12 protein-coding genes are annotated in these 12,456 nt (G+C 61.4%); 9 read left to right on the top strand and 3 right to left on the bottom strand.

Features of this window, described 5'->3' with window-relative positions:
* Positions 1-240: 240 nt before the first annotated feature.
* Positions 241-678 (bottom strand): YbaN family protein, encoded by a 438-nt coding sequence (locus ACT6QG_RS02665; protein ID WP_444976046.1) that lies wholly within the window; start codon positions 676-678, stop codon positions 241-243.
* Positions 679-695: 17 nt separating this feature from the next.
* Positions 696-2,786 carry an ATP-dependent DNA helicase RecG gene (gene recG / locus ACT6QG_RS02660; RefSeq protein WP_444976045.1) on the bottom strand — a complete coding sequence of 697 codons (2,091 nt, stop codon included), beginning with the start codon at positions 2,784-2,786 and terminating at the stop codon, positions 696-698.
* A 114-nt stretch (positions 2,787-2,900) separates the two neighbouring features.
* On the opposite strand from recG, the gene ACT6QG_RS02655 reads away from it, so the two are divergent.
* The 9 genes from ACT6QG_RS02655 to ACT6QG_RS02615 all read left to right on the top strand — a co-directional run bounded on the left by ACT6QG_RS02655 (position 2,901) and on the right by ACT6QG_RS02615 (position 10,947).
* Entirely contained in the window at positions 2,901-3,560 is a 660-nt protein-coding gene (locus ACT6QG_RS02655; RefSeq protein ID WP_444976044.1) for a protein-L-isoaspartate(D-aspartate) O-methyltransferase, read from the top strand.
* A 127-nt stretch (positions 3,561-3,687) separates the two neighbouring features.
* Positions 3,688-4,935: an alpha/beta hydrolase gene (locus ACT6QG_RS02650; RefSeq protein WP_444976053.1), complete on the top strand. Its 1,248-nt coding sequence runs from the start codon at positions 3,688-3,690 to the stop codon at positions 4,933-4,935.
* Between the two features lie 180 nt (positions 4,936-5,115).
* Positions 5,116-5,466, top strand: coding sequence for a preprotein translocase subunit YajC (gene yajC / locus ACT6QG_RS02645; protein WP_444976043.1), 351 nt, complete (start codon positions 5,116-5,118; stop codon positions 5,464-5,466).
* Positions 5,467-5,487: 21 nt separating this feature from the next.
* Complete coding sequence (gene secD, locus ACT6QG_RS02640) at positions 5,488-7,095, top strand: protein translocase subunit SecD (protein WP_444976042.1); 1,608 nt, start codon at positions 5,488-5,490, stop codon at positions 7,093-7,095.
* A 13-nt stretch (positions 7,096-7,108) separates the two neighbouring features.
* A complete protein-coding gene (secF, locus tag ACT6QG_RS02635; protein ID WP_444976041.1) occupies positions 7,109-8,179 on the top strand; it encodes a protein translocase subunit SecF in 1,071 nt (356 codons plus the stop codon).
* A gap of 124 nt (positions 8,180-8,303) precedes the next feature.
* Positions 8,304-8,681: an Mth938-like domain-containing protein gene (locus ACT6QG_RS02630; protein ID WP_444976040.1), complete on the top strand. Its 378-nt coding sequence runs from the start codon at positions 8,304-8,306 to the stop codon at positions 8,679-8,681.
* 99 nt (positions 8,682-8,780) lie between these two features.
* Positions 8,781-9,689, top strand: coding sequence for a phytoene/squalene synthase family protein (locus tag ACT6QG_RS02625; RefSeq protein ID WP_444976039.1), 909 nt, complete (start codon positions 8,781-8,783; stop codon positions 9,687-9,689).
* A gap of 249 nt (positions 9,690-9,938) precedes the next feature.
* Entirely contained in the window at positions 9,939-10,598 is a 660-nt protein-coding gene (locus ACT6QG_RS02620; protein WP_444976052.1) for an AAA family ATPase, read from the top strand.
* Complete coding sequence (locus tag ACT6QG_RS02615; protein ID WP_444976038.1) at positions 10,591-10,947, top strand: ribbon-helix-helix domain-containing protein; 357 nt, start codon at positions 10,591-10,593, stop codon at positions 10,945-10,947. Before ACT6QG_RS02620 ends, ACT6QG_RS02615 begins: the two co-directional genes overlap by 8 nt.
* 234 nt (positions 10,948-11,181) lie before the next feature.
* Here ACT6QG_RS02615 and ACT6QG_RS02610 read toward each other — a convergent pair whose 3' ends face one another.
* Positions 11,182-12,291 (bottom strand): serine/threonine protein kinase, encoded by a 1,110-nt coding sequence (locus ACT6QG_RS02610; protein ID WP_444976037.1) that lies wholly within the window; start codon positions 12,289-12,291, stop codon positions 11,182-11,184.
* Positions 12,292-12,456: the final 165 nt, after the last annotated feature.

Below are 12,456 nucleotides of genomic sequence, written 5' to 3'. Positions count from 1 at the left end.
GAAGCTGATCGTGCCGGAAATGGCCGCAACCATCTGCCCGATGGTTTACGCCATTCCCGTCCAGCTCATCGCCTATCACACCGCCGTCATCATGGGCACGGATGTCGACCAGCCCAGAAATCTCGCAAAATCCGTGACTGTTGAATGAGGGCACCACACTTAAAGTTAAAACTTAACTTTAAGTGTGGTTAATTTCTCATATAAATCAATATGATATGGTTAACTTTTAAAGTTAACTCTCTAGCTGTTCGGGCGGCTGACGATAAACAGTGAGAGGCCTGTGAACAGGATTGCGAGCCCGATCAGCACGAAATCCGGGGCGCCCAGAAGCCAGCTCAGCACGAGTGAGCCAACAAAGCTGGCGAGGGCGAATGCCTTTGCAAATGGGGGGATGGCTCCGCTTTCCCGCCATTTCACCACGCTGGGCCCCAGCAGGCGATTGGTGAGCAGCCATTGCTCAAAGCGCGGCGATGAGCGGGCGAAGCACCAGGCGGAGAGGATGAGAAAAACGGTGCCGGGCATCACCGGCATGACCACGCCAATGGCTCCGATTACCAGAAACACGATGCCGGCGCCGAACAGGATCTGGCGATAGAGGCCACTCCCCAGCCGCCGGGTGAAGGCGGAGGGGGCAGAGAGGCGCTTGTCAGATTCAGGTGGTTGCGGCAGGCCAAACATGCCTGCAGGATGGCCGCTCACCCGGCAGAGAGCAAGCGCACCGCGCTTTCCCGTTCGTGCAGATAGAGCAGGGTGCGCATGGGCTGGGCCTGTGGCCCGCTCAGCTCCGGGTCCCGCTCAATGGCTGTGGCGGCAGCATTGCGGGCCTCTTCCACCTCCGTTCCATGAAACTCCGAGCGGGCGAGCCTGAAGCCCGGCATGCCACTTTGTCGCGTGCCCAGGACATCCCCTTCGCCCCGCAGGCGCAGGTCCTCCTCCGCCAGCCGGAAGCCGTCCTGGCTTTCCCGCAGGATGGAAAGGCGCGCCTTGGCTGTTTCGCTCAGCGGCCCGCGATACAGGAGCAGGCAGGTGGAAGCCTTGTCTCCACGCCCCACCCGCCCGCGCAACTGATGAAGCTGGGCAAGGCCGAAGCGCTCGGCATGCTCAATCACCATGAGTGTGGCATTGGGCACATTCACGCCCACCTCAACCACCGTGGTGGCGATGAGGAGGCGGGTTTCTCCCGCGGCGAAACGGGCCATGGCGGCATCTTTCGCCGCGCCCGACATGCGCCCATGTACGACATCCACTTTATCCCCGAAGTGCTTCTTCAGGCTTTCAAATCTCTCCGTTGCTGAAGTGAGGTCGGAGGTCTCGCTCTCCTCGACCAGCGGGCAGATCCAGTAGGCCTGCGCACCGGAGGCAAGGGCGCGGCGCATGCCGGAGATCACCTCATCCAGCCGCTCCAGCGGCAAGGCACGGGTGTCGATTTCCTGTCGCCCGGGAGGTTTTTCCCGCAACTCGCTGGAATCCATGTCGCCAAAAAGGGTCAGCACCAGCGTGCGCGGAATGGGGGTGGCCGTCATCACCAGCATATCCACCCCGCGTCCCTTCCGCGCGAGGGTGAGACGCTGTTCCACGCCAAAGCGGTGCTGCTCGTCGATCACCGCAAGGGCAAGGTCGTGGAAGGCCACATCATCCTGGATCAGGGCATGGGTGCCGACCAGAATATGGATGCGCCCATCAGCCAGCCTCTCCAGCACGGCCGCGCGGGCCTTGCCCTTCTCGCGCCCGGTGAGCAGGGCCATTTCCATGCCGGCCGCAGCGGCAAGGGGGGCTATGGTTTCGGCATGCTGGCGGGCCAGAATCTCTGTGGGCGCCATGAAGGCGGCCTGCCTGCCGGCCTCGACAACGGTTGCGGCCGCAAGCAGGGCCACAATGGTTTTGCCAGACCCCACATCGCCCTGAAGCAGGCGCAGCATCCGCTTTTCTGTCGCCAGGTCGGCCCGGATGGCGGCGATGGCCTGAAGCTGTGCGCCGGTGAGGCTGAAGGGCAGGGCGCCGAGAATGCGGTTGGAAAGCGCGCCGGTACCCATGCTGGAGCGCCCGCCGGATCTTTCCTCCCGCGCCCGCATGAAGGCGAGGGTGAGCTGGTGCGCGAACAGTTCATCCAGCGCCAGCCTGCGCCAGGGCGCGCCGGTGGCCACGGCATCTGCAGGGTTCTGGGGCAGGTGCAGCCGATGCAGTGCCTCCCGGAAGGGCGGTAGCAGCCCGCTGGTGACACTGTGTGGCAGCCATTCGGGCAGATCCGGCACCCGTTCCAGCGCGGCGGCCATGGCCCGGCGCAGATATCCGGCCGCAAGCCCTTCCACCAGCGGGTAAGTCTGTTCAATAGGGGGCAGGCGGGCGAGCCCATTGGCATCCAGAACCCTGTCTGGATGGGTCATCTGCCGCTTGCCCTCATGCAGGGTGATCTTGCCGCACAGCCAGCGCGTTTCCCCCACCGGCAGCATGTGGGCCAGGCGCGCGTCATCCATGCGGAAATGGATGACGGCCAGCTCTCCGCTTTCATCAGACACATAGGTGCGGTGCGGAGCCCGGCTGCCGGACGGGGGCGAAATATGCCTGTCCACCCGCACCTCGAGGGTCACATCCGTATCGGGCAGGGCCTCGGCGATGAGAGGGCGGGAGCGGCGATCCACAAAACCTGAGGGCATGTGGAACAGAAGATCCACCACCCGCGGCATCTCGCGTCCCAGAAGGCGCCCGAAGGGGCGCGCCAGCTTCGGGCCTATGCCGGGAAGCGTGGTGAGGGGGGCGAAAAGCGGAATGAGGATATCTGGTCGCATAGGGCAGGGGTGTCGATGCCGGTTATTGCCTTAACTTAAAGTTTGAGTTTAACTTGAAGAATGGCATAAGTTTCTATTATTTCAATAAGTAATGGTTAATTTTGGATAAATCATATGAGCATCTCTGCGGGCGAAAGTGAGAGGGCGGAGCGCATGGCCTTCATTCTTGCGCTGCGTCAGCTTGGGGTGAGGGATGTTGCGGTCTTGCGTGCCATGGAGCTGGTGCCGCGGCCTTTGTTCCTGGATCCGCAATTCCGTGCATATGCTTATGAAAACATCGTTTTGCCTCTTCCCTGCGGGCAGACCATGTCGCAGCCAGGGTTGGTTGCGAAGATGACAGAATTTCTTAACGTCACGGCAGAACATATTGTTCTGGAAGTCGGAATGGGGTCCGGCTATCAAGCTGCGGTCTTGTCGCACCTTGGTTCACGGGTGGTGTCGGTTGATCGCTATCGCCGGCTGGTCTCGGAGGCGCAGGCGCGGTTCGAGGTTCTGGGGCTGCGCAACATTGCGAGCTATATGTGTGATGGCCTGCTCGGGGTGCCGGCACGTGCACCCTATGACCGGATCATGGTGACAGGTTCGGCGCCGGATATTCCGGAGGCGCTGGTGGAGCAGCTCAGGTTTGGCGGCGTGCTGGTCATGCCCATTGGCCCGGCTGACGGGGAGCAGAAGCTGGTCCGCTTTGTGAAGCAGCAATCCGGGCATCAGCGCACGGAACTGATGACGGTGCGCTTTGCCCCGCTCATGCGTGGCACGGCAGCCGCACTTTAATAATATTTTAACAGATTGGGTCTGCCGACCCCCAAACTGCATTGCACCATCCCGCCCTTCTGGCATATGGCAGGGGCTACTTCATTTTAAGAGGAACGAGACCTTGCAGCTTCCCGCTTGGAATTGCATGCGTATCGCCGTGCTGGGCGTTCTTGCGGCCAGCGTGCTCACAGCATGCGCCGGGCGGCCTGATGGCGCGCTTATTCCCGTTCCGGATCAGGTGCCGGGCACGTCACGCGTGGACATGCTGGTGGCGACCGTGCGTGAGCGCGTGGACGGGCCGGATGTGTTCAGCGGCGAACGTGGGGACAAGGTCAGCTTTCTGGAGGTGGATGTCTCCATTCCCCCCGCAAGTGCCCGCAAGGTGGGCGATGTGCAGTGGCCCAAGACCGTGCCGGGCAATCCTGCTACCGATTTCGTCACCACCAGCCTGACAGATCTCACCCGCCCGCAGGCGGAAAAGTGGTTCAACGCCCATGTGCGCAAGACGCCGGGTCGTCAGGCGCTGGTGTTCGTACATGGTTATAACCAGCGCTTTGATGACGCTGTTTTCCGCTTCGCGCAGATTGTGAACGATTCGGGCGCGGACGTGACACCGGTGCTGTTCACCTGGCCATCGCGTGGCAGCTTGCTGGCCTATGGCTATGACAGGGAAAGCACATCCTATTCGCGCGATGCGCTGGAGCGCCTTCTGACCTTCATGGCCAAGGACCCGAGCGTGACCGAGGTCTCCATTCTTGCCCACTCCATGGGGAATGTGGTGACACTTGAAGCGTTGCGGCAGATGGCCATCCGCAATGGAAGAATCCCGCCCAAGATCAAGAATGTGATGCTGGCTGCTCCCGATGTGGATGTGGATGTCTTCCGCAGCGTCTTCAACGAGATTGGTGACAAGCGCCCGAATTTCACGATGTTCGTCTCGCAGGATGACAAGGCGCTTCAGGTCTCGCGTCGCGTCTGGGGCGGTGTGCCTCGCGTGGGGCAGGTGGACCCCTTCCAGGAGCCGTATCGCAGCCAGTTCGAGAAGAGTGGCATCACGGTTGTGGATCTGACAAAGCTTCAGACGGATGATCCGCTCAATCATGGCAAGTTCGCCGCAAGCCCGCTGGTGGTGCAGTCCATCGGCGCGCGGCTGGCGCAGGGCCAGACCATGACGGATTCCCGCGTCGGCTTCGGTGAAAACATCGTGCAGCTGACAACGGATGCCGCGTCCACTGTCGGCACGGCGGCCGGCCTTGTCATCGCGGCTCCGGTGGCGGTGATGGATTCGAACACGCGCACCAATTATCAGAGCCATCTCGGGCAACTGGGCCATTCGGTGAGCAATACGGTCGAATCGGGAGCAAGTGTCATTCCCTTGCAGGGTGGGCAATGAGGGGTTCATTGCCGGATATCATGCTCCGACGTCTTGTATAACCTTACGTAACGCCCCCTGTGTGATGGGGGCGTTGCAATCGATGGGACTGTCAGTATAGTCCCGCATCTTCATTGTTGGCGTATCGTGCCGCGATGAAGCCTGATGTGAAATTTTCCAAACAGACGAACGAGGGTGCCCATGTTCATTACGCCTGCTTTCGCCCAGGGCGCTCAAGGTGCCGGAGGCGGGGCTGACATGCTCATTCAGCTTGCGCCCTTTCTGCTGATCTTCGTCGTCATGTATTTTCTGATTCTGCGTCCCCAGCAGAAGCGCGCGAAGGCTCACCAGGAAATGGTGGGTGCGCTGCGCCGTGGCGATGTCGTGGTCACCATGGGTGGTCTTGTCGGCAAGGTTGCCCGCGTGGTGGATGACACCGAGGTGGAGCTTCAGATTTCCGACAATGTGCGCGTGCGCCAGTTGCGGTCCCAGATCGCAACGGTCCGCACCAAGGGCGAGCCCGCCAAGGACGAGGCGCCCGCCGCCTCCTGATCTGACAGAATAGCCCGCGACATGCTGCATTTCTCACGCTTTAAGTCCGCGACGATCCTTGCGATTGTTCTTGCGGGCGTTCTTCTGGCGCTTCCCAACATACTGCCGCAGAGCGTTCTGCAGCGTCTGCCGGCGTGGTATGCGAATACGCATGTCACGCTCGGGCTGGACCTGCAGGGCGGCTCCCACATTCTGCTGGAGGTGGATGAGAGCGCTCTGCGCCATGAACGCGCCGAACAGCTGCGTGATGATGTGCGCAAGGTGTTGCGGGACAGCCGGATCGGGTACCGGAACCTGGTCGTGCGGGACACGACCGTTTCCCTGGTTCTGAGAAACCCTGAGGATACCTCCAAGGCGGTTGCCGAGCTGCGCAAGCTGGCCACACCGGTGAGCAGCACCTTGATGGGCTCTGCCTCCGGGGAGATGGACCTGACCGTCTCTTCCGGTTCGGAAGGGGCCATATCGGTTCAGCTGACGGCGGCGGGGCTGGATGCGCGCGTGCGTTCCGCCGTGCAGCAGTCCATCGAGATCATCCGCCGCCGTATCGACCAGCTGGGCACGGTTGAGCCGAACATCCAGCGTCAGGGCGCCTCGCGCATTCTGGTGCAGGTTCCCGGTTTGCAGGATCCGCAGCGCCTGAAGGCGCTTCTGGGCCAGACCGCCAAGCTCTCCTTCCGCATGCTGGACCAGTCCATGTCGCCCGAGCAGGCGGCCGCTGGCCGTCCGCCACCGGATTCCGATCTCCTGCTGGGACAGGATGGGCGCCCCTATCTGGTGGAGAAGCAGGTCCGTGTTTCGGGTGAGGATCTGGTGGATGCCCAGCCGGGTTATGATCCAACCACTTCCGAACCGCTCGTCACCTTCCGGTTCAATTCCAACGGTGCGCGCCGCTTTGCGGCAACCACGCAGGAAGCCGTGGGGCGGCCTTTCGCGATCGTTCTCGATAATCAGGTGATTTCCGCACCTGTCATCCGCGAGCCCATTCTGGGTGGCTCGGGGCAGATCTCCGGCAGCTTCACCGTGCAGGAGGCAAACGATCTTGCCATTCTGCTGCGCGCCGGCGCGCTGCCTGCGCCGCTTGTGGTGGTGGAAGAGCGTACCGTTGGCCCCAGCCTTGGTGCTGACTCGATCGAGGCCGGCAAGGTTGCCGCCTATGTGGCTTCCGGCCTCGTGGCGGTGTTCATGATCGCCGTTTATGGCTTTTTCGGCTTCCTTGCGCTGATCGCCCTTGCGGTTCATGTCACGCTGATGTTCTCGCTCCAGTCCCTGCTGGGGGCCACATTGACCCTTCCGGGCATTGCCGGTGTCATCCTGACAATCGGCATGGCGGTGGATTCGAATGTGGTGATCTTCGAGCGCATCCGCGATGAGGCGCGGGAGGGGCGTTCTGCCATTTCCGCCATCGACAAGGGGTTTACGAACGCGCTCGGTACGGTGCTTGATGCCAATATCACCTCTTTGGTGACAGCGCTGATCCTGTTCCTCATGGGTGGCTCGGGGCCGGTTCGCGGCTTTGCCGTGACCTTCATTCTGGGCATCATCACGACAGTGTTCACCGCCTACACCTTTACCCGGCTCATGATTGCCTGGTGGGTGAGATGGCGCCGCCCGACCGATTTGCCGATCTGAAGGTCCGCCGAAAATGCCCTTGATTGATTATATTCCGGCGCAGACCAACATCCGCTTCATGAAGCTGAGGTTCATCAGCTTCCCGTTGTCTGCCATCATCTCGCTGTTTGCGGTCATTCTGTTCGCCACGGTCGGCTTCAATCTCGGTATCGATTTCCGGGGTGGAACGCTGATCGAGGCGCAGGCCACCCACGAGGTGGCCGATGTGGCCGCCTTGCGTGAGCATCTGACAGATCTCGACATTGGTGAGGTGCAGATTCAGGAGTTCGGCTCCCCGCAGGATGTGTTGATCCGCGTCGGGCAGGCAGAAACCAGCGAGGAGTCCCTTCAGTCTGTCGTGCAGCTCGTGCGAGAGGCGCTGGGGGATGAGTATTCCATCCGGCGCGTGGAGACGGTCGGCCCCAGCGTTTCCGGGGAGCTGGTGCGTCAGTCCATCGTGGCGATGGTTCTCGGCGCTGTCGCCATTCTGGTCTATCTGTGGTTCCGCTTCGAATGGCAGTTTGCCGTTGGCGCGCTTGTGACGACGATGCATGACGTGTTCATCACGCTCATGGTCTATTCCCTGTTGGGAATTGATTTCGATCTCACGGCAATCGCGGCGCTTCTCACCATCATGGGCTATTCGCTCAATGATACGGTGGTGGTGTATGACCGCGTGCGCGAGATGCTGCGCCGCTACAAGAAAATGCCCCTGCCGGAGCTTCTGGATACGGCAGTGAACGCGACCTTTTCGCGGACCATCATCATCACGCTCACCACCTTCTTTGCCACCATCGCCCTGTATCTGTTCGGCGGCGAGGTGTTGCGGGGCTTTTCGCTCGCCATGACGGTTGGCGTGCTGGTGGGCACCTATTCCACAACCTGTGTGGCTGTGCCCATGCTGATCCATCTGGGCCTGCGCCGTTCCTCCGTGGCTGCGGAAGCCAAGCCGGATGAGCAGCCCGAGGACATTCTGAATGTGGATGAGGCAGCCCGGCTTCTTGAGGCGGAAAAGGCAGCCGCTGGCGCTGCTGCTCCCGCTCCCGCCCGGAGCGGCGGGAAGGGGAAGTCCTCCGGGCCACGCAAGGGCGGCAAGAAGGCGTAATGAATGCAGGCCCCGAAGAGCTTCGGGGCCTGTATCGTTTCAAGGGGTGGTCTGTTCCATCGTATTGCCCGGGCATTATCATGCCCATGCCACCCCATATGGATGAATTGAGATGGAGGACAGGATGGAGCGGCCAGAAAGTCCTTTCCTGCCACGGCAGGTGCCGATTGACGGCTACGGACATAACTTCTTCCATTTTTCCGGCATGTCCCATTCCGGCTCCATTCTTGCCTTGCCCTCCGGCGTGCAGCCCTGGCCGGTGACCAGGATGGCTGACATCACGCCATCCGCGCTGGAGCTGATTGTGGCTGATGCGCCGCGTTTCGAGCTTCTGTTCATTGGAACGGGGCAGGAGCCGGCCCATCTGCCGGAACCGCTGAAGCAGGTTCTGCGGGATTGCGGGCTGCGCTTCGAGCTGATGCCGACCCATGCTGCCGCGGCCACATATAATGTGTTGCTGGCGGAAGACCGTCCTGTTGGTGCGGCACTGATCGCGATATAGGTGAAGCCTGCTGAGATTGCGGATTCTCTCCACTCTTGCGCGAGTGGGGGAGCCTGTCTCCTTTTGGCTCTGATGCGGTCACGCGTGTTAAGGCAGGTCATGTCCTCCTCACATGTCACCCCCCACTCTTCGGCGCTTGAAGCCGCTTATGACTATTGCGCTGATCTGGTGCGCCGGATGGACCGTGACCGGTTTCTGGCCTGCCTGTTTGCACCGGCCGATCTGCGTCCGCATCTGCTCGCGCTTCATGCCTTCAGCATAGATGTCGCGCGGGTGCGGGAGGTGGTGCGCGAGGCACTGCCCGGGGAGATGCGTCTAGTGTGGTGGCGGGAGGTGATCGAGGGGCAGGGGCGCGGTGCGGTAGAAGGGCACCCTGTCGCCTATGCGCTCATGGATACGATGCAGCGCTTTTCGCTGCCGCCATCCGCACTGATCAATCTGGTCGATGCCCGTATTTTTGATGTGTATGACGACCCGATGCCCACCCTGAATGATCTGGAAGGCTATGCGGGAGAAACATCAAGCGCGCTGGTGCAGCTTGCCATCATGATCCTCTCGCCGGAAGTGTCGTCGCGGACCGGTGACCTTGCAGGGCATACCGGCGTTGCCATCGCGATGACGGGCCTCATGCGCAGCCTGCCGATACATGCGAGCCGGGGGCAGTGCTATGTGCCGCTTTCCATGCTCGCCGTCCATGGAGGCGGGCGGAAGGATGGTCTTTCAGGGCCGCCATCACCGGCATTGCGCGCGGCTCTGGGTGAGCTGCGCCTGCGGGTACGGCATCATCTCGAACGGGCCCAGGCGGAATTTCTGACCTTTGCGCGTGAGGAGCGCACCGCCATTTCGCCCGCTCTTCTGCCGCTTGCTCTCGTTCCCAAGGACCTTCGGGCGCTTGAGAGGATTGCTGATCCGCTCCGCGAGATTGGAGGGGTCTCTGCATTTGGCCGCCAGTTCAGCTTGTGGCGTGCGGCGCGGCGCATAAGGGCAGGGGGCAATCTTCTTCAATAAGGCCGGGGTGTCGGGGGAGGGCCCCGATGTCATAGGAGTATGATCCTATACACAAATTCATGTATACATTTATACGAACATATTTGTATGTGTATATGGTTAATTATTTCTATACAAATCGCTTCGTGATAGCGTATACTCGTATGAGAAGGGGCCTGAATGTGTGTGGTGGCTTTGTTTCGCTCCACCGCATTCGGGCTGGGTTTCGTGGTTTTGAGTATACCCGTATATAGGTATTGAGGTATCTTGATGAAGACCTTGGCCATTGTGTCCCAGAAGGGCGGCGTCGGAAAGACGACATTGGCGACAGCGCTGGCGGTGGAAGCCGTGCGGCGTGGCCAGAGTGTGGTGATTATCGATCTGGACCCGCAGGCCAGCGCCAGCTTCTGGAAGGATACGCGGCAGGAAACCCTGTTCGAGGATCCCTTGGCCATTACGGCCGTGCCGGCCTCCCGTCTGGCCCATGTGCTCGCGGCGGCGGAAAATGCGGGCTGTGATCTGGCCGTTATCGATACGCCCCCCTTCTCCAAGGACATCGCCTATGAGGCGACGCAGAGGGCGGATTTCGTGCTCATTCCCACACGGCCCGCCGTTCTGGATGTGATGGCGATGACCCGCTCGCTGGATCTCGTGAAGCATTATGAGCGCCCCTATGCCGTCGCCATCACCTTCTGCCCGCATCAGGGGCGGGAGGTGGAGGATACGGAGCGGGCGATCCGGGAGCTGGAGGCGAACTTGTGTCCCGTACGCATTGGCAGCCGCATTGCCTATTCCCGCGCACAGCAGACCGGGCGTGCCGCACAGGAGATTGATCCGGGCGGGAAGGCCGCGCAGGAGATTGCGGGTCTATATGATTATATGGGTATACATATCGGGGCGGTTGCGCAGGAGGGCGTGAAAAATGGCTAACGCATTGCAGGCGGTATTGAACCGGGCGATCCAGCAGGCTCCCAAAGCAGAGGAAAAAGCGGCGGTCACTCCTCCTCGCCGCGGGCGGGGCAGCCGCTCTCCGGTGGCCGCTCCTGAGGCCGAGGCGCCCACGCCAGTGGTGGAAAAGGTGCGCCGTCCAGGGCGGACGGGGACCCGGCTCATTGGCGGCCACTTTCCCCCAGAGGTTGCCCGCCAGCTCCGCATGCTGGCCGCTGAGGATGACACCACCGTCCAGGCTCTTCTGGAGGAGGCTATCGACCTTCTTTTCGTGAAAAAGGGCAAGGCGGCCATTGCGGCCCGCTTGTCAGACGAGCATCAGGCGCGTTAAGCGCCGCCCCACAAATGGCGGCGGGGTATGCAAGTTTAACCATATGTGCGTAGGTGTGTATACGCGCATATGACTATCTGATTATTCTGGGGTTTTTACTCGCATATCCCTTTACGTGTATATGGGTATACGAATAATATTCTGAAAAATCAGGGGCTTGAGATTTTCATCGGCCTCACCAGCCATGCGCACGCCCATGCTTCACGCAAGTGGGCGTGCATCATGTTTCCGGGCTTATGTGCCGGAGCGCGTGATGCGGTCTGTCAGATTCTGCCGGCTGCGGGCAATCTCCGCCACCTGTTCGCGTACCTCTTCAGAGCCTGAAAGGTCAGCCAGCATCTCGATCTGGTTGCGGGCAATCAGCAGCAGCAGGTCATCGCGTACCGTGCCATCCACTGCACGGGGCAGGGCGGGGACAACCTGGAGATTGTTCAGGTGCGGCTTGTCCGGCAGGGCCATGGCCAGATGCGCGCGCAATGTCTCTTCCGAGATCTGTTCGCCCGGGCGCGGCTCCACAAAGGCGTAAAGACCCACCTTGCCGCCCAGTGTCTGGAAGTCTGCCATATGGGCTTCCGCGACCGCCGGGTGGGCGTTCAGCGCTGCTATGATGCGCGGCCCCACCTGCGTCACGCGCGGGCCGCGGCCCTCCGTATCGGAATAGGAAAGGATGCGGCGGGTCACAAACCTGTATACGCGTTTACCCGTAGCCATCCATGTGCGGGTCAGAATGCTCTTCTTCGCCAGCATGGCCCGCTCCCGCGGGGTGAGCTCATCGGGGCAATAGGTGCGCTTGTGCTTCAGCAGATGGCGCAGGTCTTCATAGGCCAGCACGCGGCCCAACTTCCAGCGGCGGCTGATGGGCAGGGCCAGCTGAAAATCCATCAGCCAGGCCTCTCCATCCGCCCCGCGCAGCCAGTTCTGCTGCTTGGCCAGATCATTATGCACATAGCCCTTGCGATGGAGCGTGTGCAGCGCCTGCCGGGCGGAATGGAAAAAGTGGCTGTCTCCCGTAGGACGGGCGATCTGCAGCGGCACGCCTTCAATCCAGCCGCGCACGAGGAAGCGGTGGCCAACAGCCAGCAGGGGGGTGGTGACGCCAGTCGAGGTCACGCTCTCCAGCGCCTGCACTTCGAAGGTGGCAAGGCGGCGCGCCAGCAAGGCAAGCCAGGGGGAAACCTCATTCCAACGCCGGCGCACGGCCGGCCACTGGCGGCCTTCCCGGTCTGTCCAGGTGCCGCGTTCCACCACCGAGAAAACATCGCGCTTGAGCACCGTGTCCACGGTGAAGCGGGCCATGTCGGCATTGTACTCAATGGGAGGAACGGACTGAACTGCGCGGGCCATGGAGGTCTCCAGGAAGGTGCCCCGCCCGCACGACAGGCCGCCGTGCTGGGGGTGAACGCCTTCTGACTGAACGATGAGGGCTGAGATACATGGGCCGCGCACATTTTTCGCGCGCCGGGCCATGCCCACAACCCTCCGGGGTTCTTCCACAGTGATGACCCGTGA

Source organism: Haloleucobacter ellipsoideus, assembly GCF_052491725.1.
Note: the sequence above shows the minus strand (reverse complement) of the source record. Positions and strands in the feature narration are given on the sequence as shown.

Excerpts from the sequence above, each read along its gene's own strand:
- ACT6QG_RS02665 (WP_444976046.1), bottom strand. The coding sequence starts at position 678 with ATGTTTGGCCTGCCGCAACCACCTGAATCTGACAAGCGCCTCTCTGCC.
- recG (WP_444976045.1), bottom strand. The coding sequence starts at position 2,786 with ATGCGACCAGATATCCTCATTCCGCTTTTCGCCCCCCTCACCACGCTT.
- ACT6QG_RS02655 (WP_444976044.1), top strand. The coding sequence starts at position 2,901 with ATGAGCATCTCTGCGGGCGAAAGTGAGAGGGCGGAGCGCATGGCCTTC.
- ACT6QG_RS02650 (WP_444976053.1), top strand. The coding sequence starts at position 3,688 with ATGCGTATCGCCGTGCTGGGCGTTCTTGCGGCCAGCGTGCTCACAGCA.
- yajC (WP_444976043.1), top strand. The coding sequence starts at position 5,116 with ATGTTCATTACGCCTGCTTTCGCCCAGGGCGCTCAAGGTGCCGGAGGC.
- secD (WP_444976042.1), top strand. The coding sequence starts at position 5,488 with ATGCTGCATTTCTCACGCTTTAAGTCCGCGACGATCCTTGCGATTGTT.
- secF (WP_444976041.1), top strand. The coding sequence starts at position 7,109 with ATGCCCTTGATTGATTATATTCCGGCGCAGACCAACATCCGCTTCATG.
- ACT6QG_RS02630 (WP_444976040.1), top strand. The coding sequence starts at position 8,304 with ATGGAGCGGCCAGAAAGTCCTTTCCTGCCACGGCAGGTGCCGATTGAC.
- ACT6QG_RS02625 (WP_444976039.1), top strand. The coding sequence starts at position 8,781 with ATGTCCTCCTCACATGTCACCCCCCACTCTTCGGCGCTTGAAGCCGCT.
- ACT6QG_RS02620 (WP_444976052.1), top strand. The coding sequence starts at position 9,939 with ATGAAGACCTTGGCCATTGTGTCCCAGAAGGGCGGCGTCGGAAAGACG.
- ACT6QG_RS02615 (WP_444976038.1), top strand. The coding sequence starts at position 10,591 with ATGGCTAACGCATTGCAGGCGGTATTGAACCGGGCGATCCAGCAGGCT.
- ACT6QG_RS02610 (WP_444976037.1), bottom strand. The coding sequence starts at position 12,291 with ATGGCCCGCGCAGTTCAGTCCGTTCCTCCCATTGAGTACAATGCCGAC.